The 23,363-nt window shown below is 40.5% G+C and carries 16 protein-coding genes; 8 read left to right on the top strand and 8 right to left on the bottom strand.

Annotated features, from left to right (window positions below; translation table 11 throughout):
- Position 1: 1 nt before the first annotated feature.
- The 5 genes from AB5443_RS14330 (at position 2) to AB5443_RS14350 (ending at position 6,819) form a co-directional block, all read left to right on the top strand.
- The gene (locus tag AB5443_RS14330) at positions 2 to 1,375 is read left to right on the top strand and encodes an MATE family efflux transporter (RefSeq protein WP_277134714.1); all 1,374 of its coding nucleotides are present in this window, start codon (positions 2 to 4) and stop codon (positions 1,373 to 1,375) included.
- 695 nt (positions 1,376 to 2,070) lie between these two features.
- The gene (locus tag AB5443_RS14335) at positions 2,071 to 2,568 is read left to right on the top strand and encodes an RNA polymerase sigma factor (RefSeq protein WP_277134715.1); all 498 of its coding nucleotides are present in this window, start codon (positions 2,071 to 2,073) and stop codon (positions 2,566 to 2,568) included.
- 12 nt (positions 2,569 to 2,580) lie between these two features.
- The gene (locus AB5443_RS14340) at positions 2,581 to 3,174 is read left to right on the top strand and encodes a hypothetical protein (protein WP_277134716.1); all 594 of its coding nucleotides are present in this window, start codon (positions 2,581 to 2,583) and stop codon (positions 3,172 to 3,174) included.
- Between the two features lie 117 nt (positions 3,175 to 3,291).
- The gene (locus tag AB5443_RS14345; protein ID WP_277134717.1) at positions 3,292 to 5,247 is read left to right on the top strand and encodes a DUF3857 and transglutaminase domain-containing protein; all 1,956 of its coding nucleotides are present in this window, start codon (positions 3,292 to 3,294) and stop codon (positions 5,245 to 5,247) included.
- Between the two features lie 6 nt (positions 5,248 to 5,253).
- Positions 5,254 to 6,819, top strand: a complete 1,566-nt coding sequence (locus AB5443_RS14350) for a DUF3857 domain-containing protein (protein ID WP_368113365.1) — start codon at positions 5,254 to 5,256, stop codon at positions 6,817 to 6,819.
- A gap of 140 nt (positions 6,820 to 6,959) precedes the next feature.
- Here the strand turns inward: AB5443_RS14350 and AB5443_RS14355 are convergent, their stop codons facing one another.
- Positions 6,960 to 7,178 (bottom strand): hypothetical protein, encoded by a 219-nt coding sequence (locus AB5443_RS14355; RefSeq protein ID WP_044653248.1) that lies wholly within the window; start codon positions 7,176 to 7,178, stop codon positions 6,960 to 6,962.
- Between the two features lie 253 nt (positions 7,179 to 7,431).
- Between AB5443_RS14355 and AB5443_RS14360 the strand changes: the two genes are divergently transcribed.
- Positions 7,432 to 8,628 (top strand): PLP-dependent aminotransferase family protein, encoded by a 1,197-nt coding sequence (locus AB5443_RS14360; protein ID WP_277134719.1) that lies wholly within the window; start codon positions 7,432 to 7,434, stop codon positions 8,626 to 8,628.
- Here the strand turns inward: AB5443_RS14360 and AB5443_RS14365 are convergent.
- The 7 genes from AB5443_RS14365 to AB5443_RS14395 all read right to left on the bottom strand — a co-directional run bounded on the left by AB5443_RS14365 (position 8,620) and on the right by AB5443_RS14395 (position 18,081).
- Positions 8,620 to 10,032: a PLP-dependent aminotransferase family protein gene (locus AB5443_RS14365; protein WP_277134720.1), complete on the bottom strand. Its 1,413-nt coding sequence runs from the start codon at positions 10,030 to 10,032 to the stop codon at positions 8,620 to 8,622. The genes AB5443_RS14360 and AB5443_RS14365 overlap by 9 nt on opposite strands.
- 136 nt (positions 10,033 to 10,168) lie before the next feature.
- On the bottom strand, positions 10,169 to 11,302 hold the full coding sequence (locus AB5443_RS14370; RefSeq protein ID WP_277134721.1) for a GyrI-like domain-containing protein: 1,134 nt from the start codon (positions 11,300 to 11,302) through the stop codon (positions 10,169 to 10,171).
- Positions 11,303 to 11,719: a DUF3788 domain-containing protein gene (locus tag AB5443_RS14375; protein ID WP_277134722.1), complete on the bottom strand. Its 417-nt coding sequence runs from the start codon at positions 11,717 to 11,719 to the stop codon at positions 11,303 to 11,305.
- A 312-nt stretch (positions 11,720 to 12,031) separates the two neighbouring features.
- On the bottom strand, positions 12,032 to 13,417 hold the full coding sequence (locus AB5443_RS14380) for an alpha-L-fucosidase (protein WP_277134723.1): 1,386 nt from the start codon (positions 13,415 to 13,417) through the stop codon (positions 12,032 to 12,034).
- Positions 13,418 to 13,419: 2 nt separating this feature from the next.
- Positions 13,420 to 14,196, bottom strand: a complete 777-nt coding sequence (locus AB5443_RS14385; protein WP_195408026.1) for a DUF5040 domain-containing protein — start codon at positions 14,194 to 14,196, stop codon at positions 13,420 to 13,422.
- A gap of 14 nt (positions 14,197 to 14,210) precedes the next feature.
- Entirely contained in the window at positions 14,211 to 15,959 is a 1,749-nt protein-coding gene (locus AB5443_RS14390) for a hypothetical protein (protein WP_277134724.1), read from the bottom strand.
- A 7-nt stretch (positions 15,960 to 15,966) separates the two neighbouring features.
- Positions 15,967 to 18,081 carry a right-handed parallel beta-helix repeat-containing protein gene (locus tag AB5443_RS14395; protein WP_277134725.1) on the bottom strand — a complete coding sequence of 705 codons (2,115 nt, stop codon included), beginning with the start codon at positions 18,079 to 18,081 and terminating at the stop codon, positions 15,967 to 15,969.
- A 345-nt stretch (positions 18,082 to 18,426) separates the two neighbouring features.
- Between AB5443_RS14395 and AB5443_RS14400 the strand changes: the two genes are divergently transcribed.
- Together AB5443_RS14400 and AB5443_RS14405 are read left to right on the top strand one after the other, a co-directional pair.
- Positions 18,427 to 21,588 (top strand): SusC/RagA family TonB-linked outer membrane protein, encoded by a 3,162-nt coding sequence (locus AB5443_RS14400; RefSeq protein WP_195408029.1) that lies wholly within the window; start codon positions 18,427 to 18,429, stop codon positions 21,586 to 21,588.
- 16 nt (positions 21,589 to 21,604) lie between these two features.
- The gene (locus AB5443_RS14405; RefSeq protein WP_277134726.1) at positions 21,605 to 23,320 is read left to right on the top strand and encodes a RagB/SusD family nutrient uptake outer membrane protein; all 1,716 of its coding nucleotides are present in this window, start codon (positions 21,605 to 21,607) and stop codon (positions 23,318 to 23,320) included.
- The last annotated feature ends 43 nt before the right edge of the window (positions 23,321 to 23,363 follow it).

A 23,363-nucleotide genomic window follows, 5' to 3' on the forward strand; every position in this document is an offset into this window, starting at 1 on the left:
GATGATAAATAAATATGAAGCACGGCTAGGGACAGAGCGCATGTTGCCGCTTGTTTTTAAGATGGCACTTCCGGCAGTGGCGGCGCAATTTGTTAACTTGCTTTATAGCATGGTCGACCGTATTTATATTGGTCATATCCCGGGAATTGGTACGGATGCATTGGCGGGTGTGGGAGTAACGACTTCGCTTGTTATTCTGATTTCTTCTTTTTCAGCGATAGTAGGGGGTGGCGGTGCGCCGTTAGCGGCTATCGCACTCGGACAGGGAGACCGTTCACGCGCCGGAAAAATTCTGGGTAATGGCTTTATCCTGCTGATACTATTCACCTTGTTTACTTCTCTCATCGCATATACCTTTATGGAACCGATTCTACTCTTTACAGGAGCTTCGGAAAATACATTGGAGTATGCGGACGACTATCTTTCTATCTATTTATTGGGAACTATCTTCGTAGAAATATCCACTGGTCTCAATTCTTTTATCAATGCACAGGGACGCCCTACTATCGCCATGTGTTCGGTATTAATAGGTGCACTGCTGAATATCGTCCTCGACCCGATTTTTATCTTTTGGCTCGATATGGGAGTGAAAGGTGCAGCCTTGGCTACAGTACTTTCACAGGCATGTAGCGCCGTATGGGTTTTAACTTTCCTTTTCTCCCGGCGTGCCTCTCTCCCTTTGGAAAAACGCTATATGACGTTGAACCGGAAAATAATACTTTCTATATTTGCTTTGGGAGTATCACCGTTTATTATGGCAAGTACCGAAAGCCTGGTCGGTTTCGTTCTGAACAGCAGTCTGAAAGATTTTGGAGATATTTATGTCAGCGCATTGACCATCCTGCAAAGTGCGATGCAATTTGCAAGTGTCCCGTTAACCGGATTTGCGCAAGGTTTCGTTCCTGTTGTGAGCTATAATTACGGGCACGGGGATAAGCAACGTGTCAAAGACTGTTTCCGTGTCGCATTGATAACCATGTTCTCATTCAACTTGCTGCTGATGCTGTTTATGATTCTATTCCCCTCAACAGTGGCTTCCGCCTTTACAAGTGATGAACGACTGATAGAAACAGTCCGTTGGACAATGCCTGTTTTCTTGGGCGGTATGACTATCTTCGGATTGCAGCGGGCCTGCCAAAATATGTTTGTCGCCTTGGGACAAGCAAAAATATCTATTTTCATTGCCCTGCTGCGCAAAGCAATCCTTCTGATTCCGTTAGCATTAATATTGCCGCACTTTATGGGAGTGACCGGAGTGTATGCGGCCGAAGCCATTTCCGATGCTACGGCCGCCATCTGTTGTACCTTGCTATTCTTTTGGCAGTTCCCTAAAATACTGGGAAAAATCCGGGGAAATTCTTTGCGTCCGGATTAATACTAATACATTCTTAAAAAACGTCCTTTCTTAAAAAACGAATATTTAAGCAGTAAAGGAAGCTTGTGGTTTCGTTTTCCTATGAACGAGGGTATAAAAACTCCTGCATTTGGCATTTGTGATTTTTGCCTTTCTACCGTTTGAACGATATGATGAGTAAAAAGCTTTACTAATCTTCGCTTTACTTACTATTTGGACTGTATTTTTTGATGATAATAGTCTGTATTGCTACTTTGGTTTAGCTATTGTTTCTTAATAAACTAGAGTTGGAATCATTCTATAATTTCTTCTCACCGATGAAAGGTAGCTTCCTCGGTGAGGAAGAGAGCGTTCCTCACCGAGGAACACCCCGTTGGTTTTAAACAAACAGATACTTTATCGGTGGATAAAGGCGCATATACTGTGTGGATTTATACGATAATAACTGGCATTTTGGTATATTGTTGCACTGATTTATGCAGTTTTTTCTTTGGTCTGCAATTTCTGAGCAGATTATTTTTTAGTGGAATCTTAAAAATAGCACATTGATATAGTGGTTCTGTCTATTTTGAAAAAGAGTAGCGAGTATCTCATCCCGACAGTCTATTTGAAAAAATGTGCAGTGCTTTGTGATTTTTGGGAAGTAGCTGTTATTAATGGTATAGAGTGTACACCGGAATAATTCTATAACTTTAAAATGAAATATGTGAAAATATATGATGGATGATGAGATAAAAGAGCAGTTTGTTTCCATATTGGAGAAGCATATTGGCATAATATTTAAAATATCGGGAGCATATGCTTATGTCAAACAAGACAGGGAAGACTTGATTCACGATATTATTTATGAACTGTGGAAATCCTATAAGCGTTTTGACGGCAGTTGTAAGATATCGACATGGATTTACCGTATTGCTTTGAATATATCAATGAATTACATACGCGGACGAAGAAATGCGGTACTGTTTTCTTCTTTGGACGATTTCAGAGAGAAGGATATAACGATGTGGGTTGAAGAGCAAAGCAGCCTTCCGCAATTGGAGATGCTGTATCGTTGCATTGATAAATTGGGTGAGATAGACAAGGCTATTATCCTTCTTTATCTGGACGGCAACTCCCATGATGAAATATCGGAAATCATAGGTCTTTCGAGAACGAATGTCGGGACACGGATAGGACGTATCAAAGAGCAACTTAAAAAATTAATGATTTAAAAACGAATGATTATGGAACTATTGGAATTAGAAAACATATGGAAAGAGTGTAATCAGAAGATTGCAGATAATAATCGGATTAACAGGGAAATTCTACGGAGAATGCTTCTCCATAAGCCCGAAAAAACAATTAACTGGATGAAAGTCAGGGCAGGACTTCACTTGCTGTCCCCGTTAGTCCCTCTCATTTGGTTGGCAGTCACGGACTATCAGATACATATCACATCCGCATTTTATATCGGTTTAGGACTGTTTATATCTACTTGTGTCATTGTCTATGTCTGGGATTTGCGATATTTTCTGAAAGTGCGTGCCTTGAATCTGTCCGACGCGACATTGACCATTAAAAAGGACATAGCAGCATTGGAAAAGTATAAAGTGAAAACCACCCTATTCCGATATATGCTTATGCCTGTCGGTGTTGCCGGAATAGTACTTATGTTTTTCAGAACATTCGGATTGAATACAGACCTTGTAATAATGATATTTCTGACGTTGGCAGTTTGCCTCGCGTCTGCTTATTATCGGTTCAAGTATTCCATTGGCGAGAGATTCCGGACGCTGAACGAGGAAATAGAAGAAATAGAACGGATGGAGAATGAATAATAAAGGATTTTAGTTGGAAAAATGAATGTGACTGTTTGAGCTTTTATATGAAAAGGTCGGTTGAAACCAAAGAATTTATTTACATTTGCCCTTGTAAACAAAATCTAAGTAGAAAACATGAGAAAACAACTATCAGTCACATTCGTTTGTTTCTTTTTTGCTTCGGCTGCGGCATTCGCTCAAAGCTGGAAACCTTATGAAAAGATTGCGAAGGAAAAGACTTACGAGAAATTCGATTGCGTGACATTATTGGACAGCACGCTGGTATCTGTCCAACCTACCGGGCAAGGCTCTTTTGCCGTGTGCAAAGTTATCAAGGTACAGACTCCGAAAGGAGCGGTGGCTAACCGGATAATTAAATATGACTATGACCCGCTAACTGCTTATGCCGAATTCAAACATGCAACCATTTATCGTGCGGATGGCCGGGTGGAAGAACTCGATGTGAAGAAAACTTGTGATTATGCCGCTCCCGCACGGGCGATTTATTGGGGAGCGAGACAAATAATGCTTGAAGTAGGTGCTCTGCAACCCGGTGACATCGTAGATTACGAAATTGCTAAAAAAGGTTTTACCTATGCATTGCTTGGAGCCGGTGAGGAAGACGATTCCCGTTTTATTCCGCCTATGCGCGGACAATTCTATGATATTGTTCCATTTTGGAGCACTGTTCCCACTGTGCGTAAAGTTTATAAAGTATCCATCCCGATGGAGAAAGAAATGCAGTTTCAGTTTTATCAGGGAGAGTGTACCTCGTCCATGCGCTATGAAGACGGTCGTAAGGCCTATACCTTTGTGATGGAGAACATGATGCCCTTTGCTAAAGAGCCGAATATGGTAGACCTTTTCGATGCTGCCCCCAAACTGATGATGTCCTCTACGCCCCAATGGGAAGACAAATCATTGTGGTTCAACAAAGTGAATGAAGACTACGGAAGCTTTGCTCCCTTTCCCGCTGCACAGAAAAAGGTGGATGAACTGATAAAGGGCAAGAAAACCGAAATGGAAAAGATTGCCGTGCTAACTCATTGGGTGGCTGATAACATCCGTTATTCCGGCATTTCAATGGGAAAAGGAGAAGGGTATACACTCCATAACACGGAAATGAACTATACCGACCGTTGCGGAGTCTGCAAAGACATAGCAGGTACGTTGATTTCATTTTTGCGCATGGCAGGCTTCCAAGCCTATCCCGCTATGACGATGGCGGGCAGTCGGGTGGAGAGTATTCCTGCCGACCACTTTAATCATTGTGTGGCAGTGGTGAAATTGTCCAATGGGACTTATATGCCCCTCGACCCCACATGGGTTCCTTTCTGCCGCGAACTGTGGAGCAGTGCCGAACAGCAGCAAAACTATCTGCCGGGCGTACCTGAAGGCTCTGATTTATGTATCACTCCGGTTTCAGCCCCCGAAAATCACTATGTACGTATCAAAGCAGACAATCGCCTGGAAGCGGATGGCACATTGCGGGGTACTTTTACCCTTACGGCCGAAGGACAGAGCGACAGCAATATCCGGCGTATTTTTACCACCGGATTCCAAAGTGAATGGAAAAATACGATGGAACGTCAGCTACTTGCCATCTCCCCGAAAGCCAGACTGTTGAGTGTGGATTATGGTAAAAATCCTAAAGATTATCAGTCAGCTCCCATTAAGATTACTTTCCGCTATGAGATACCCGATTACGCATTGAAGGGAGAAACAGAGATGTTCTTCCGTCCGATGGTGATGAATAACCTTTATAATCAGGTACGTTCCTATCTGCGTATTGACACTTCGGTAGAAAATCGTAAGTATGGTTTCAAAGACGGTTGCTCACGTTTGGTCGAACTGGATGAAACCATTCAGCTTCCGGCAGGCTATCAACTGGTAAGTGATAGCAGAAACGAAGCAATGCAAGGTACGGGAGCCGATTTCGAAGGCTCATTGATGCAGAAAGGCAATAAAGTATTGCTCCATAACAGACTGGCAGTAAAAAAACGTGTTTATGAAGCCTCTGATTGGACAAGTTTCCGTAATGCCGTAAATGCCCACAAGGCGTATGATAATTATTTAGTGATTAAAAAGTAAAACAGAATGAAAAATATACATTATTATATGGCTATCCTGGCAATGCTGTTGTCTATGGCATTGCCGATGCAGGCAGCTTCCGAAGCGGAGTTCGGAAAATTAAGCAAGGCTTATACCATCCATACCGACGGCAGCCAGGAGATGCGTGTACAAAAAGAACTGACATTATTCACTCACGCGGCAATGAATAGTTTGTATGGCGAGAGTTTTATTATCTACAATCCGGAATTTCAGGAATTGAAGATACACGAATCCTATACCCGCCAAAAAGACGGGACTATCGTAAAAACTCCTGCCAATGCATTTGTAGAAGTACTTCCTTCTGCGGCGGCAGATGCTCCGGCCTATAATGGTTTGAAAGAGATGGTAGTCGTCCACACCGGATTGGAACTGGGAGCTACCATTTATTTGGATTACTCCGTTATCACCCGTCCGGGCTATCTGCCCGAACTGGATGTTTGCGAACAGATAGAAGAATTTTCTCCAATCAAAGAATACATCTTTTCATTGTCAGTGCCCGAAAGCAAACCTTTGCATTATGAACTGTTGAATGGAAAAGCTGTCCCGGCAGTGAAAACGACTGATGGTGTAAAAACAGTAACCTGGACATTGAGAAACGTGCAACCGCGTCCCCGTATGCTTGACGTTTCTTTGCCTGCTGGCAATGTACAGGCTATTGTAGCTTCCACGTATGCTTCCAAAGCCGATGCATTGAAAGTGATTAAACAGCAGATGGGAGATAATGGAAAGGAAATTACCGAATTGGCGCAGAAATTGACAGCCGATACAAAAAACACGGAGCAGAAAAAACAGATACTTGCCGCCTATGTGCAAGGACTGGGAAACTGCCGTCTGTCATTATCGCAAACCGGATATCGTTTACGCCCGACTGCCGAAGTCATTCGCTCGGCTTATGGGACAGAAGCAGAGAAAGCCGCTTTATTGGCAGCTTTGCGGGAAGCTGTCGGTGTGCAGACAGAAATAAAAGCAGTTTTTCCTAAAACAGAAGATAAGGACGCGGCAGGACTAGCTGCTATCAGCGGATTGTTTGTAGACAGTCATGTGATTGCCGATATGCAGGATTTTGTTTCCGTTGTCAATATGGATGCCCGACCGGTAAGCTTGAAACCACTCTCCCATGCTGTTTCACGAACAGATACGCTGAACGTGGCTCCGCAAACCGGAAAGAGCCTGAACGATGGTTATCAGATGTTCAGCTTACCACAAGCGCGGAACGGATGGGCAGGTTATGATGCACGAGCTACGACCATGAATACGACTCGCCCTGTTAATCTGCTTCTGCGATATTTGCCCGACGAGACTTATACCTGCGTCATAAATATAGCAGATAAAATGAAACCGGTAGTTTTACCGACCGATAAAAAGGTTGAAAATGCGATTGGAACGATAGAAGTGGCGGTGGAAAAAGCAGCGGACAAAATAGAGATTGTCCGTACCTTGAAACTGAAGAAACAATTGATAACTCCGACAGAGTATCCGGCATACTATCGTCTGATGGCAGAATGGATGGATACTGATAAAACCACTTTACTCTTTCAATCTGCACAATAAAGCTGTGCGATGAAACTTATATAACTGAAGTTTCGTAAGTTGTTACTGTATGGATTCTTCTTTTTCTGGAAGGAGGGGAATCCATACGGGATACGGCACATGCGAAACTTGAATTATATAACACAGCATCTTTCTTTACTTCACTCCAATTCCCGTGCAAAAATATTGATTGCACGCAATGCCTTTGAAATTTCTGTCGAGGTTATCCCCTGACATTCTATCCTTAGTATTTTCTCCCAGTCCTCAAGGTCTACATTCCACTTGTTGATTTGAGGACACAGGGTAAAGAGAGCCGCGATATGTTTTATATCCAGCGAGCTCTTGATAGAGGTTCGGAAAATCAGTATTTGTTCTTCCATAGTTCTAAACTGTTTTTTGTTGTTGAATAGTGCAAAGGTACGCCGAATAATGCTCCGAAATAGAATTATTCGACGAACACCCCCATTATGCATGACGAAACCGGTAATATAAGCGCCTAACTTTGCCTGTTTATCGGCGGGAAGAACACACAAATCTGTATCCGTTTATAGAAAGAAAATTGTATCTGTTTTCATTTCCTTTTTTTGCTTTACTTTGCAGCGTTGTTTTAATCTCCCTAAATATTTAATGATTATGAAACTGAATTTCGCAAAAAGAATGTCTTATATCAAGGCATCGGAGATAAGGGAAATACTGAAAGTGACCGAACAGGACGATGTAATTTCCTTTGCAGGAGGTCTGCCCGCCCCGGAACTTTTCCCGGTGAATGAGATAAATGAAATAACCCGGATTGTTTTGGAAGAAGCGGGGACAAAAGCACTACAATATACTACAACAGAAGGTTACGCCCCTTTAAGAGAGTGGATTGCCGAACGGATGAACAACCGCTTGGGAACAGCTTTCGATAAAGACAATATCCTGATTACCCATGGTTCCCAACAAGGACTGGATTTATCGGGCAAAGTCTTTTTGGACGAAGGCGATGTAGTCTTGTGCGAAAGCCCTACATACCTGGCTGCCATCAGTGCATTGAAAGCATACGGGTGTCGTTTCATTGAAATACCGACCGATGCAGACGGTATGGATATGAATGCCCTGGAAGATGTTCTGAACTGTACGGAAAACATAAAACTGATATATGTCATACCTACCTTTCAAAATCCGACAGGAAGAACCTGGAGCTTGGAAAGACGCAGGAAACTGGCAGAACTATCCGCGAAATACAATATCGCAGTTGTCGAAGACAACCCATATGGTGAATTAAGATTCGAAGGAGAACACCTGCCATCCGTCAAGTCTTTTGATGAGGCCGGCAATGTCCTGTGCACAGGTAGCTTTTCCAAAATATTCTGTCCCGGTTTCCGAATTGGCTGGATGGCAGGGGATAAGGAGATTGTCCGTAAATACGTTCTTGTGAAACAAGGCACGGATTTGCAATGTAATACCATCGCCCAAATGACTATCGCCGAATACTTGAAACGTTATGATATCGACAAGCATATTGCAAAAATAATCGAAGTGTACAGGAAACGCAGGGATATTGCCATGGAATGCATGGAGCGTTATTTTCCCGATACAGTCAAATTTACTCATCCCGAAGGCGGATTATTTACATGGATAGAACTCCCCGAAGGAATTCCGGCACGTGAAATTTTAGAAAAATGCCTGGAGAAAAAGATTGCTTTCGTTCCGGGCGGCTCTTTCTTTCCCAACGGAAACAGGGAAAACACCCTTCGAATCAACTATTCCAATATGCCGGAAGACAGAATAGAGAAGGGACTTCAGATATTGGGAGAAGTCGTGACGGAATATATCCATAAATCAAAGTGATTCTTTAATCATATTCCCTAATATCATCAGACGTTCTTCGATAAAAGGACTCCATTGCTGACCGTAACTCAAACGCATGCAATTTCTGTATTGCTCCTGCAACGTAAACATACGTCCGGGAGCAATACTGATTTTATGCCGCATAGCTTTATAGTACAGTTGTGTCGTATCTATCTTTTTATCCAGCTCTACCCAAAGCATGAATCCGCCTTGCGGAGTGATAATTTTAGTATCTTCGGGGAAATAGTCAATGATGGAACGTGCAAAATGCAGGCTGTTCGCATGCAACTCATGGCGTAGCTTACGCAAATGATTCTCATACCTGCCGTTTTCCATGAAATTGGCTATCGCTTCCTGATTGAGAGCAGGTGAAGATATGAAATGTATATTTTTCTGACGAATCACGGCTTCCTTGAATTTTCCGGGTGCAATCCAGCCCACCCGGTATCCGGGAGCCAGTGTCTTTGACACGGAACCACACCATAGCACAAGTCCTTTTTCATCGAAAGCCTTACATGGTTTGGGACGTGAATTTCCGAAAAAAACATCTCCATATAAATCATCCTCAATCAAAGGAATATCATACTCTGCCAGCATACCTACAATCTCCTTTTTGTGTTCATCGGGCATACAACTACCCATCGGATTGCTGAAATTACTGATAAGCAAGCACACATTTATTTGCGGTAACACCTTCCTCAGGGCATCAGGTTCGATTCCCGTAACAGGATTTGTCGGTAGTTCCAGTACACGAAGTCCTATACTATTTGCTAATTGCAACATCCCGAAATACACCGGACTTTCAACAGCAATGGTATCTCCTCTCTGCGCAACGACGGACAGAGCTAAAGAAATAGCGTTAGTCACTCCTGTTGTCGTAACAATATCATCTTCCGTTAAATTACCATTCCAACTATATGTGAAACGGGCTACGTCTTTTCTAAGCCGGACGTTTCCTTGCGCATCTTCATATCTCGTCCCGTTTCCCGGCAGCGAATGCATCGCTTTAGTCAGTTCTTTATTGAGCTTGGCGATGGGCAGAAAAACATCTTCCGGTATTCCCAGGGAGAAACGGGTGATGGATGTATCTTCTATCGAACTATATACTTCGGCTATTAAATCCTCGTCCCCCTTTCCCGTAAACTTAATTGCAGGCTGTGTCGTTGCCGGTGCCGACAAACGCAGCGGCTTGTAATTGACAATATAACCGGATTTGGGCAGTGAAATAATAAATCCGTCCTTTTCCAGTTCATAATATGCCTGAATCGCGGTATTCAGGCTCACTCCATATTCATTGCTGATAGTACGCAGGGAAGGCAGTTTCTCCCCCATTTTCCATATACCTGTTTTTATCTGCCGGGCCATTGTTCCGGCTATTTTCTGATATAGAGTTTCTTTTTTCATGCTCATTCCGTATCCTGCAAATGTACATAAAATATGGCGGTATTTATTTTATGTGACGGACAAAATGCTTGACTGGCCTTGTTTTTTTGAATAAAGAGTCTATTTTTACAAAGTTCTCTCCGATAGCTCTCGACGTTCATTTCTTTACGACCGGAATATAAATATCGGTAACCAGTTCCGTTTCAGGGGTGGAAGCCGGCTGATTCATATACATCTCAAAACTAAAGGTGCTTTGAGGACGATACTTGCTTTTCGGAAACCACTCTTCATAAATTCTCCGGTAGAATCTATGTAATAAAGAATAATCTCCTGTATGCCTGAATATCGCATAGCGACCACCAGGAATTTCCATCACTCCCGGTTGAGGGTCATGTGTCATGTTATTATCTATCGTTACTCCGAGATAGAAGCGGCATTTCTCTGTGGGAGTGATGGACGGGTCGTCCATACTGACGCTTACGAATTTGTAATCCGACTTGCCTTCATTATACTGCCTGGCATAATTTATAAGCCTGCTCCATATAAGTTTATATCGCAGCTCGTCCTTATACTTTTCACCGACTTCAATATAGAATATCTCCATTGGCTGAATTGACCAAATCTCAGGAGTGAGAGATGTGTGTTGTTCGTCGTACATCGGCTTATATTTTTCCCTATATTGAGATGCCGGTACTCCGAAATGCTTCTTGAAAGCTTTTGCCAGACTAAACTTGGTCTGATAACTTGTCTGCTCCAATATCTGATTGAGTGTAAAATCGGTGGATACCAACAGATGTGCTATATGTTCAAGGCGCAACCGCTGTATATAGATTCCTATATTTTCTCCGGTAACAGCCTGAAACACCCTTCTGAAGTGATATTTGGAAAGTCCGCTCATGTCGCTAAGCCTGTCCGTATCCAAAGAATCAAATAAATGATTATTAATATGAACGATAATATCCTGAATCTTTTGGTGATGAATGTTACTGGTTTCTAATTTCTGTTTCCATCGCTTCAGCTTGGGTAATCGTCCGTTAAGTAGATTTCTCAATTCTTCCGGTGAGTACATAGTATCTGCATACTCATTGTACTTATCGGTGTATTTTATCCAAATATTAATCATCTCCGACATCGGAATATCGACAATATATTTTCCGTCTTTCAGGCAGTAATAGCAATATTCGTCACTTCGCGAATCATCGGAGTTAGTACCCAGATATTTCTCTACATCAAATCGTAAAGGCATCCCGCAACTTTGACAATACTTCTTGCTTATTTCTGATTCAATCATTTATCGGTTCGGTTTTCGTTTGATAGACAGAAGTCGCTCCATATCACTGAATAAACTGGCATCTTTTAGTTCGAACATAATCCATTTCCCATCATGAAAAGTGGTCGCTTCATCATATGTCTTCAGTGTTTCATAGGAAAAGGCTTCTCGCTGTAATTCAAATTTGACACGTTCATCTTTGCCTAAAATGACCATGAAACCGAAAGCCTGCTCTCTGGCATATAGGGCGCAAAGCGTTTTCCCACCTCTGCGATATTTATATTCGTACTTCCAGGCTTTTCCGCCATAATTCCATAATTGTTCCATATTGTACTTCTGTTCAATGAGTTGGCAAAGCGAAGTCCATACATTATAAAGTTCTTTACCTATCAGGTTTTCCAGCATTTCGGGAGTGGGAATCTGCAAAGTCTCTTTCATGGCATCTATATTTACTTTTAATTATAAATATCGCAAAGATAGACTGATTTTTCGATAGATGGTTGTCCAATATAGCTGTCTTTCGTGTAATTTCGTTTATCAGGTTGTTGCATAATGCTGAATGGATAAACTGCCATCATACTCTTTATATTTTGCGCCTTTGTATATCTTGACTAGCTTGTTGCCATATTCAATAATCATGTATTTGATAAATGGCGCATGCCGAATTTGTCTATAGATGCATCATTAAAAATAAAAAAGTATGCATATGTTTGCTTGATGCAGTAATAATTAATTTTCCAGTGCTATTGATTACTCCAATATAAGTTCTATAACCGGTAACTCGACATTTGGGCGTTCTACAGGTAAAGTGATGATAACATCGTCAGTTCCTGTGTTTTCGGTCATGTGGCTTCCTTTTTTGGTTTCAGTTCGAAATTTTAGTTCTGAATTGTCATTCAATAATTGAGCATATTTGATTTTTCCTTTATATTGTTTTAGATATAAGGATTTGAATGGCCATTCTAACACGTGTATATACAGTCGGTTAGTATTGGGGTTATATGTGAGAATACAATTGTTGGGACAAGCATATTCAGTTGGTGCGGCGGTACATCCATAAATGGCGCTACTATGAAAACGCATCCAATGTGCCAGGCCGTTTAAACGTTCTATAGCACGTTCGTCAAAAACACCTCTTGCTGTTGGGCCAACGTTTAGTAATAGATTTCCACCCTTACTGACAGTTTCGGCTAACATAACAATTAGTTGATGTACACTTTTCCAACTGTATTCATCACGATGGTAACCCCATGACCCAGAGAATGTTTGACAGGTTTCCCAAGGAACTCGTTGGTTGTTTACTGTGGGCCACTGTTGTGGCATGAATTGTTCTGGAGTGATGTAATCCCAGCCTTGGTTATTCTCTGTTAGTCCGAGGCGGTTGTTTATAATAATCTGTGGTTGCAATTTTCGTGCTAATTTAACAATGCCTTCTGCATCCCAGTCTTTACTATTCTTTCCATTTTCTCCTTCAGCATAAGTATAATCCATGAAAAGTTCATCAATTTGTCCAAATTCAGTGAGCAATTCGGTTAATTGTTTTTTCATATATTCCCTGTATTTTGCCATATTACGGTTCTTGTTTAATTCTTTCAAGAGTTCGGGGTTTTGTGGCATTTGGGGGTGGTTACGGTCAATGGTGAAATCGGGATGATGCCAATCCAATAACGAATAATAAAATCCTATACGTATGCCTTCGTTACGAAAAGCATTAACTAACGGCTTTAGGATATCCTTTTTATAAGGTGTATTGGTTATTTTATAGTCCGTATATTTACTGTCCCACATGCAAAAACCATCATGATGCTTAGTCGTGAAAACCATATATTTAACTCCGGCTGCTTTTGCCATATACGCCCATTCTTCCGGATTATACAAATCGGGATTAAATAAGTTTTTGTAACGGTTGTAATGTTCATCGGACATTTTTTCTCTGCTTTTTACCCATTCGTGGCGAGCAGGCATAGCGTAAAGTCCCCAGTGGATAAACAGACCAAACCTGTCATGTGTCCACCAAGACATGTGTTCCGATTGGTTTAATGAGGAATTATATTGATTTTGAACAATATGTGTCGCATTCGTCTGTTGACAAACGAAAGATAGGAGAAAGAGGGTATATATAATAGTTCTTTTCATACTTAGTACTTTATAGGTAAAATTCTGGTCATCAAATCTACAAAAATGGCTGCCATTCGTTGCTGCATATATGATTGTTCGCCCCGTATGGGATGATGTCCATAAGCTATGCCTTCTGTAACCTGAATATCCGTGGAATATAATTGGCTGAAAGGTTTTCCAGTGACAGGATGTAATACATTTTTTGAGAATCCGATATATTTATCAAATTCAATCAAAGGAAATCCCCATTTAGCGGCGAGCTTTCTGATACTTTCATTATAAACGGTGCGACAATCATGCCAGTGTGTACATAATACAATAATTGCAGGTTTACCATAAGGAGTATTATAGTATTTGGATGTAGTATCGTTACGTAATTCATAGCATTCCGTGAGGTAGCGTTTGATGACATAATCATAGGCTGCCGCGTAATTGCTGCGATCAAATGGTACTTCATAATCCGTGTATTTATCTTTCAGTTGAAGTTCTTCATAAACATCTTTATTATGTACTTGCATAATGACTAATGCATCAATATCTTCCAGTTCTTTTTTGGAGTAGAGGGTGCCATTGGCCATTCGGTTAGCTGTATTGGCTATGGCTTCTCCGCCTATGGCCCGGTTAATGGCTTCGGCATTCAGTTCGTGACAACCGATTTCGAACCAACTGTTTTGCGGAGAAGCGAATGAGGCTCCTGTTAATAAGATTTTGTATTCTGTTGTTTTTGACAGGTTTTGTGCTACTGCTATTCCTGTGAAAATATAGAATAACAGCACGGTTAGAAATGTCTTCTTCATATTTTCTTATTTTTTTATGGTTTATCTATAATTCTGTATTTATCTACAGTAGGATTTAGTCCTTGTTTTAAATCGTGATACAATGGAGGTTTGTTAAAGTCAAAACTATAAGGCTCATAAAGTGTGGCACAATCCGGATGAGTCTCTCCGAATAGTTTGTATTCTTTCCATAAACGGTCATAATTATCTATGGCTTTACGAATATTTTTTGTGTCATATTGGCCGTTCATATCTCCTTCGTTGCCTTTGAGCATGATAATCCAACCCTGTTCATAGATTGAATATAAAAGTAATCCGTACTTGGCGGAAGTTTGTAAGTAACGCTTTAGTTCCGGATTGCCTGTTTGTATTTTATCGGCTAATGCTACAATTTCTTTCCAGATAGCAACACTTTGTTTTTTTTCTAGTATGATTTTATGAGTTAGTCCTTGTTCTATAATAGTTTTGAGATTCTGTCTCAATTCTTTCTCTCCTCCGATGAATTGATCTCTCGTCCACCATACATTGATGGGGAGAATTAAAGAAGCTCTTCCTCTGACAATCGCGTCAGCAGACAAAAGAGAAAGACGATGAAAACGTTCGATGTCTTTTCCTTTGAATCCGTTGGCTATGGCGTATTTCTTGAATAATTCCTTTTCTGGTAACGACATCTGGTTTGCCCAATTGGCCAATATTGCAACGTTTATGTCGCACCATAATTCATTTTTGATATAGGGACCTCTCCAGCCTCCTCCTCTTGACCATGTCCAAATACCGGCAAAATTGGGATTTGATTTTAACTGGTTCAAACAGTAAGGTTGGGAGTCGGATTTTAATTCTTCAAATCCATTAAGTACACCGTCTGCAATATAGTTCGGGTATGCTCCTTTGCCTTCATATTCGCGTTGACATTCAATTTCTACAATTTGTTTGTGCTTACCTATTCCTAATGTAGGGTTGAATTTATACGTTCGGTGATAATCCCCCTGTACGTGTTTTATGCATAGATATAGATTGGGGTGAGGTTCAACGTTGTTTGTTACGGAAAGGTAATATTGGGGATTGATATGGAAGTAGCCGAAATCCCATGTACGATAGAAGATTTTTTTATTTTGGCGTATGCACACTTCTTCTCTCAGCAGATTTATTAGGTTACTGTGTATTTTTTCTCCTCCATCGGTTTTATATGTAGAATTATGTTCCCATGATTTTTCGTTTCTGGGTATGGGACCATTACCAGTGTGGTAAGGAGTATTTTGCAAGTAAGTTTCTCCTACGCGAATAACCAGACCGTCAAGTTTCGGGAAACGTTTAAATATTTCTTGAAGCATGATTCGGTGTATCTCTTGTGTTTTGGGGCGAGTGAAGTCAATTCGTCCTGTTGCGTCACAAATTTCATTTTTATAAATTTCCACCAGGCGTTTGGGAAGTACAATAATATCAGTAAAGTAATATGCTTCCAATCCGGCTTTATGGATAGCTTCAATCTTGTTTTCTATGCGGGTGGCAACAGAATCGATCCATAGACGCTCTTTAGAATCGGCAGGACATATTCTCGGGTCTAAACTGCTATATGTTATGGCTGTATGTACAGATTGAAATTCATTAACTACTTGCGCGTTAAAACCATATTGCACTAAATTCCCAGGTTCATTGAACCATGTGTTTGTAAAAGGTTCACCCGGATTATGATGAACCATATCCATAACAATAGGAGTTTGAGCAAACAGGCAACTCCACAGTGTGTTCGCTAGCAAAAGGACTGGAAATAGGTGTTTTCTCATGATAATATTATTGATTGTTATTAGTAACTTGTTGATCTTCGATAGAATCAAAACCCTTTTGTTGTTGTTTTATAGAATTGATTAATTGTACTCTATCCGGTAAGTAAGTGCGATATTTATCTATATATAGTCCGCATTTCTCTAATTGGTATTCTGTTATAGAGCTAACTCCCGGAATATTTTTCAGACTTTTTAGAATAGATATTTTCCGGAAATTTAAGTTGGGAATTACCAAGTCTGTATTACTGCCGAAGTATGAATATTGAAAATCTTCATCTTTCCCTTCTTTTCGTAATCCGCAACGGCAGTTGATAAATGTGTTATCTGCTATGCTGTTATTAATAGGCAATTCCAGATGGTCGGTTTGTAAGAATGTACTTATGCCTGGGTAGATGTTGTCCCAGTTGCCTTCGTTAATCCGGAAAACATCGAACAAATGGGTGAATTCAGGATTTTGTGCATTATAATTTCGTTTTTTTCCACGGGCATCAATACTTATGCCTGCTGCATTACAATCAAAATATAGATTATTGTGAACATAATTGCAGTGGCCTCCACCTATAATGGTACCGGAAACGGCTTGATGGACTACGTTTTTATAAATTGAGTCCCCCGCATGTCCATCATCTGCATATAATGCATTAGCTCTTGGTGAATGATGAATAAAATTGTGGCGTAAGACGTTGCCTCGTGAAGTCCAGTCCCAACGACTATAAAAGGCTCCGACATCACCTGTGACTTGAGCTATGTCGAACACTTCATTATATTCTAGGATGTTGTTGTTTCCTCCATAGATAAAGGCTGCATGGGGAGCGTTGTGTACCATATTGTGCCGGACGGTAATTCCCACCGCATTGCCTTCTCCTATGCCGATTCCTGTAGTAAAGGCTCCCAGTTTTACAGCAGGGGCATAACTACGCTGTATTTCACCAAAACGGGTAAAATAATTGTTCTCTATTAAGTGTTTGCAAGCAATCAGATTTTTTCGGTCACCTCCTGATACCTCAATACAGGTACGACCGATATATTCAAAGTTGTTGCTTTGTATTCTATTTTGTTTTCCTCCCTGAATGATTAATGCATCTCCTAATATATTTTTGAAGTTACATCCGGCAATCAGACATTCTGTGGCATTTTTTATGGTGACACCATCGCCTAAATGATTTTTAAAGGAGATATTTTCTATTTTTATATGATTTGAATTTATAATGTTAATCAATGGAGTAGTATCTGATACAATACTCAATAAGTTTTCATCGAAATGTTCGGGAGGGAAAAGATATAATTTTTGAGTTGTAAAATCAATGCACCACTCTCCCGGTTGATCTATTTCTTCGAGAAGGTTCTCTACATAATATTCTTCTTTTCCCGAACCGTACGGACGATGATATTTGGAACCGATGCCGCCAAATATGCCTACATCTTTTCCCTCCTTTGTTTCTATCCCTACGCTGTGAGTGACAGTTTGTTTGTTCGGGTCTATTTCTTTTATACGTACAGTCCAGGCCTGCCAGGGGATACGCCAGTATCCTGTAAACCATAGACCGTTTTTGACGGCATTCACCCATTTTCCGTGTTCCGGATCACTATATTCAAAAGTACCGCCTTGTTCGTTTGTGCCGAAATTGTCCAATACCTTTTTCATGTATAGATAACCACTGTTGGGGTAGCGCGAAAGAGGGAGTAGCTCATTGTTGTAAATGAGTTGTGGAAAGTTCTTCCGCTCTTTCATTAAATCGGGAAAAAACGGAACACTGATACCTATTTCCAATAAGTCTATCTCCATAATAATACCTTGAGCATTCGGGTGAACTCTGTTTTTTGTTTGAGTATCTTTGACAGGTTTCAGTTTTCCTTTCAAGGGTTTATCACATCGTAACTGTACCTTTCCCGGATTTTTACCTTTTATTATTATCCCTTTCTTACAGTTTTTTATATCTATGCTTTTATGAAGGATATAGTCTCCGTCATGAAGTAAAATGGAATTTCCGTTCATAGATGCTTTTTCGATGGCTGCTTGTATGCCTTTCTCTCCTTGGAGTGGGGAAAGCTGGATAATACTTTGCCCCCGGCTGGGAAAGGAAAAAGTACAGGCTAATAATAAGATCAGTAAATGTTTCATTGTATTATATTGATTGTTGAAAATAGAACAAGTGCAAAAGTACCGTGATTTAGCCAATCTTTTTAATAATGGCATTTCAAAATATATGAGATTTGTTTCATGAGTTATTCGAAGTATTTTATATCATTGCAGAAAATATGAAAAACATGACGGTTGAGGCTGACATAAATCATTCGAATTTGCGTATCATGTAACATGTATTATATAAATGTAACCAGTGTTGTTATGAAGATGCTATTCTCATATATTTTGAAGCATGAGTATTAATTGCCGTGCTGTCTAATGCCTAATTTTGCATCCGTAGTTAAACAACACTAAGTAACCTTTATTAAATTTTTAATTATTATGAATTCATTTACACGCATTGGATTACGATCTCGGTTCCTGTTGGTGCTGATGATTGGACTTATTTTACCGACATTGTCTGTTTGGGGACAGAATGCAACAATTACTGGTAAGGTAGTTGATCCCAAAGGAGAGCCTCTTGTAGGTGTTTCGGTCTTAGAACAAGGTACAACGAATGGTACTGTTACTGATATGAATGGTCGGTATAGTATTGTTGTTCAGAAAGACTCTTCTCCTCTTCGATTTAGTTATATGGGGTTTGATAATCAGGAAATTGTTCCGGGAAAACGTCGGGTTATTGATGTTACATTGACAGAAAACTCAGTGGTGATTGATGATGTGGTGGTGATTGCCTATGGAACTAAGAAACGCCGTGACATGATAGGGTCTGTTTCTAAAATTAAAAGTGATGAAATGTCGCTGATGCAAGGTGGGCGTTTTGAGAATTCTTTGCAGGGGCTGGCTTCCGGTGTACAAGTTGTGAATGACGGTATGCCGGGTAGTACTCCACAGATAAAGATTCGCGGTATCGGTTCTATTGCATCGGGAAGTGATCCGCTTTGGGTGGTTGACGGTATTGTAGGTGGAGGTTCTACGATGGTGAACTCCAATGATATTGAATCAATAGAAGTATTGAAAGATGCTGCTGCAACCGCAATTTATGGTTCCCGCGGTGCGAATGGTGTGATCATTGTTACAACGAAGAAGGGAAAAAAAGGAGGACTTAAATTCGACGTTCATTATGAAGGCGGTATTACTCCTATCACTAATTCAGATTTAGGACTGGCCAGTACGAAGACATACTTTAATATAATGGATGAGGCTCGTGCTAATGTGGGATTAAATCCGCTTGACCCGCAGAAAGATATTATTGAACCGTATTATTCCAATTGGACTTCTCCGATAACTCGTGAGGAAGCTATGAATACGGATATGGATTGGGTTGATTTGGTGACTCGTATGGGGCATTTCCATGATATAAACGTGGCCTTGAATCAAGGGGGGGAGAACTCAACGACTTACGCGTCTGTTAATTACCGTTCTGACGAGTCCAGTTTGAAAGGGCTGAGCATGAATGCGGTCAGTGCACGTTTGAATAGTGAATTTAAGAAAGGAATTGTGACTTTGGGAACTCAGTCTTTTCTGAAGTTCGACCGTAAAAAATCGACGAATAAATGGGCGGTAGTTTCTGATAAGTTTCCGTGGCGCAAAGTGTATGATCCGGAAGACCCTACAGGGTATTGGAATCCACAAATGGCGGATGGTCATCCGACAGCTACTCTTGACAACGATTATCAGTTGAGTACAGGTGAGAATTTTAGTTTCCGCACAACATTATATATGGATGTTAACCTGAAGTGGATAAAAGGGCTCTCAGTTCGTGCAGATGCAAGTTATGGGTATGGATTGGCGCAAAGTGATTATTGGTTGTCCGGCTTGATTACGAATACTGGCAATGTAGATGGTAACCAAGGTAATAAAAGCAAGAAAACGACTAAGTCCCAACAATATCATGCTTTTGCCAAATATAACCGTGAATGGACAGATCATGGTTTGGATATTGTAACGGGTATTGAAGCAAATAGGAGTTATACGGATAATGCTGTTGTTGCCGGTAAGAACTTGAGTGGTGAGTTTCAGGAACCCAAGATCATTGGCACAATGCTGGGGAATAACAGTGCTTATATAGGTGGTGAGAGTTACACATTCAGTTTCTTTAACCGTATCGACTATAAGTTCAAACAACGTTATTTACTTGGAGCATCTTTTGTACGCGAAGGATCATCTAAGTTTGTGAAAGAAAACCGTTTTGGAGACTTCTATTCAGTTTCAGGTGGTTGGATTATTTCTGATGAGGCTTTTATGCGTAATGCCGGTTTTATTTCATTGTTGAAGTTACGTGGCAGCTATGGAGAGACAGGTAATCAGAACATTCCTTCGGAAGTGACGAAGAATTCGTATAGTATAAAGAGCAAGCAATATTACAATAATATGCAGAATATGTTCTTATGGAATATTGCTAATAAAGCAGCTAAATGGGAGAAAAACAAAAGTATCGACTTGGGACTTGATTATGCGCTGTTCGATAATAAAGTAAATGGTTCTATTGCCTATTACCGTCGTACGACAAGTGACATGTTGATGCGTGTGCAATTACCCGCATCCGCCGGTATCACCAATAGTGGCGGTAATGCTGATAATAATTCTATGTGGGCAAATGTTGGTTCGATGTATAACCAGGGATTTGAATTTGATATTAATGTTACTTTGGTCAAGAAAGACTTTGAATGGAACATGAACTATAACTTGACGACAAATATGAATAAAGTGACAGCACTTGATGCGAGTGTTGATGCAAAAGGAACTGGTATCATCAATACACGTCCGGGAGCGATCACGAAGAAAGATCTGGCTTTGGGTACTTATTTTATGGCTGAATGGGCAGGAGTTGATCCGGAGAAAGGTATCGGCATGATTTATGAAATAGATCTTGACCGTTACAATAAGACCGGTGAGACAGTGAAAACCGGAAGATTGATTCCCGCTACTCAATCAAACGTAAATAAACATCGTATAATTCAAGAAGGTAAAACGGCTCTTCCGAAAGTTTATATGGGCTGGACAAATAACTTTAAATATAAGGCATTCGATTTATCATGTATGTTCTATCTCTCATTAGGTAGTTATACCTTTAATTATCACAGATATACAAAATCATTTGTAGGAGATGGACGTAATAATGTGACTGCTGATATTTATGAGAACTCATGGAAGAAACCGGGAGATATTGCAGAGTATCCGCAACTTCGTTGGCAAGATAAATATAATTATGATGACAATGGAAATGACAAGCAAAATGTAACTTATATAAAACATGATGCCGGTCACACCAAGTATCTGGAGAAAAGTGCTTATTTACGTTTGCGTAATTTGACTTTAGGATATACACTTCCACAAAGAATCTGCTCGAAAATAAATATTGATGCTTTAAGAGTGTATGTCTCAGCTGTCAACCTTTTCACCATTACTTCATTTAACGGCTATGACCCAGAAGTAAGAGTAAAGAACCAAACAGGCGCCAATGCGCAGGGAGCTGTATTCTCCGGTAGTGAAATGCCGCAGACCCGTATATTCTCCGCAGGTATTAACTTTAAATTTTAATTAAATATTTGATAGTATGAAAGCGATAAAAAATATAATGATAGCCTTATCCGGTATTGCACTTCTTGCTTCCTGTGATATGGATAAATTTTTTGAACTGGATCGTCCGGAATCTAATCCTTGGTTATCGGTTGATGATTTGGAATATTCTGTTGCTGATCCTTATAATACTCTTTTTCAGAATCCTAACTGGCAGGCACCTATCGGTATTATCCCTTATTATCAGGAATTGGTAGCAGATTTGTCTACGGTTAATCCGCAAGGTGCTTATGAGCAGGAAGCACTTTACTGGTATCCTCGTCAGATGTCTACCTTTGATGTAACAGGACAACAATTTGAGAAGACCTTTTCAATATTATATCGTTCTGTAACAGGAGCTACTTCTCCGTTGACTTATATTGAGGAGAAGGAGAAAAAAGGAGAGCCAGTTTTTGCCAATATGACTGAAAATGATAAGAAGACGTTGGCACGTCAGACCGGAGAACTATATTTTATGAGGGGGTATACCTATTGGCTGATTAGCCGGGCTTTTGTTGCTCCTTACGACCCGGCAGGCGGAGAGGGGAATAATCGTAAGTTCATTCCGTTAATCAATAGGCTCGATTATTCACAAGAGTCTGCACGCAATCCTTATATGGGGACTGTGAAAGAAGTGTATGATCAGATGTTGTCTGATTTTGCTAAAGCTAAAAGTCTGATGCCTGAAGATTATTTTGTGCGTGGTCGTGCCAATAAATTTTCAGCTGCTATGATGTTGATGCGTGTAAAATGGTTAATGGGAGATAAAGACGGAGCATTGGAAGAAGCTGATTATGTGATTACTAAAGCGGAAGCCGGAGTAGCACCTTTTGATTTGACTGAAGAACCGATTGTTGCTTTTAACCGGAATGCCGAACAACAATATACTGTAGACCCGGTATCCAAGGAAGTTATGTTTGAGTGTGCGTTCACTGAAAGCAATCAGGGAAATAACGTAGCTATTCCGTTGGCTCGTATGTGTAAAACAGGTATTTATAATTTCAAGTCAAAGACATTTGATGCTAGTAATAAATTATGGTTGGAAGGAGCGCGTGGCAGTCAGAATTGGCAACATGGCGGTTGGGCTTGTGCTTACTGGAATCCTCGTTTAATTAAATATATCGGTTGGGCGGTAACAGATGATCCTATGGATTTGACGAATTATGTTCCGAGTGCAGAAGCCTTGGCTGATAAGAGATTTACTCAACTGCATTATTTCCTGAAAAACTATACAGACGGAGGAGATAAAACCATACATGAAATGGCATATAACAAGACAAAATGGAATGCTTTTTGGAATGATAAGTATTATCGGGCTCCGTATGGGAAGTATTCCCAAGTACCGTTGATTCGTTTGGCGGAAGCATATCTGACGCGTGCGACCTTAGTCCTTTCTAAGAATGTATCTCAAGCTTTAGGCGATGTGAATAAGATTCGTCAACGTGCCGGATTGACTCCTTTGAAGAATGTAACTGAAGCAGATATAGAAAAAGAAAGAATCAAAGAGTTTGGTTTTGAGAATGGCGACCGTTTGCTTTATTTAGTAGCTATGCAGAAGACAATTGATGGGCAAAAGAGAAATCCGGGAGCTGTTTATGATAATCCGAATACTGATGGGGAGCCGATTCCTGCGATGAATCCGCCTTACAGTACTATGTATGTGCCGTTGCCTTCCATTGAATATTTGTATTCAGGATCTTATCAGCAACCTTAAAAGGTGAGGTTTTAAAAAAGAAGTGCCGCTATCGTAAGACATA

Origin of the sequence: Bacteroides sp. RTP21281st1_H5_RTP21281_210402 (genome assembly GCF_040918965.1) — a bacterium.
Classification (GTDB): Bacteria; Bacteroidota; Bacteroidia; order Bacteroidales; family Bacteroidaceae; genus Bacteroides; species Bacteroides congonensis.

What these genes read in the sequence shown, in the direction of transcription:
- AB5443_RS14390 (WP_277134724.1), bottom strand. Translation starts at nt 15,959, where the DNA reads ATGAGAAAACACCTATTTCCAGTCCTTTTGCTAGCGAACACACTGTGG.
- AB5443_RS14370 (WP_277134721.1), bottom strand. Translation starts at nt 11,302, where the DNA reads ATGATTGAATCAGAAATAAGCAAGAAGTATTGTCAAAGTTGCGGGATG.
- AB5443_RS14400 (WP_195408029.1), top strand. Translation starts at nt 18,427, where the DNA reads ATGAATTCATTTACACGCATTGGATTACGATCTCGGTTCCTGTTGGTG.
- AB5443_RS14395 (WP_277134725.1), bottom strand. Translation starts at nt 18,081, where the DNA reads ATGAAACATTTACTGATCTTATTATTAGCCTGTACTTTTTCCTTTCCC.
- AB5443_RS14335 (WP_277134715.1), top strand. Translation starts at nt 2,071, where the DNA reads ATGATGGATGATGAGATAAAAGAGCAGTTTGTTTCCATATTGGAGAAG.
- AB5443_RS14365 (WP_277134720.1), bottom strand. Translation starts at nt 10,032, where the DNA reads ATGAAAAAAGAAACTCTATATCAGAAAATAGCCGGAACAATGGCCCGG.
- AB5443_RS14385 (WP_195408026.1), bottom strand. Translation starts at nt 14,196, where the DNA reads ATGAAGAAGACATTTCTAACCGTGCTGTTATTCTATATTTTCACAGGA.
- AB5443_RS14375 (WP_277134722.1), bottom strand. Translation starts at nt 11,719, where the DNA reads ATGAAAGAGACTTTGCAGATTCCCACTCCCGAAATGCTGGAAAACCTG.
- AB5443_RS14355 (WP_044653248.1), bottom strand. Translation starts at nt 7,178, where the DNA reads ATGGAAGAACAAATACTGATTTTCCGAACCTCTATCAAGAGCTCGCTG.
- AB5443_RS14360 (WP_277134719.1), top strand. Translation starts at nt 7,432, where the DNA reads ATGAAACTGAATTTCGCAAAAAGAATGTCTTATATCAAGGCATCGGAG.
- AB5443_RS14345 (WP_277134717.1), top strand. Translation starts at nt 3,292, where the DNA reads ATGAGAAAACAACTATCAGTCACATTCGTTTGTTTCTTTTTTGCTTCG.
- AB5443_RS14330 (WP_277134714.1), top strand. Translation starts at nt 2, where the DNA reads ATGATAAATAAATATGAAGCACGGCTAGGGACAGAGCGCATGTTGCCG.
- AB5443_RS14350 (WP_368113365.1), top strand. Translation starts at nt 5,254, where the DNA reads ATGAAAAATATACATTATTATATGGCTATCCTGGCAATGCTGTTGTCT.
- AB5443_RS14380 (WP_277134723.1), bottom strand. Translation starts at nt 13,417, where the DNA reads ATGAAAAGAACTATTATATATACCCTCTTTCTCCTATCTTTCGTTTGT.
- AB5443_RS14405 (WP_277134726.1), top strand. Translation starts at nt 21,605, where the DNA reads ATGAAAGCGATAAAAAATATAATGATAGCCTTATCCGGTATTGCACTT.
- AB5443_RS14340 (WP_277134716.1), top strand. Translation starts at nt 2,581, where the DNA reads ATGGAACTATTGGAATTAGAAAACATATGGAAAGAGTGTAATCAGAAG.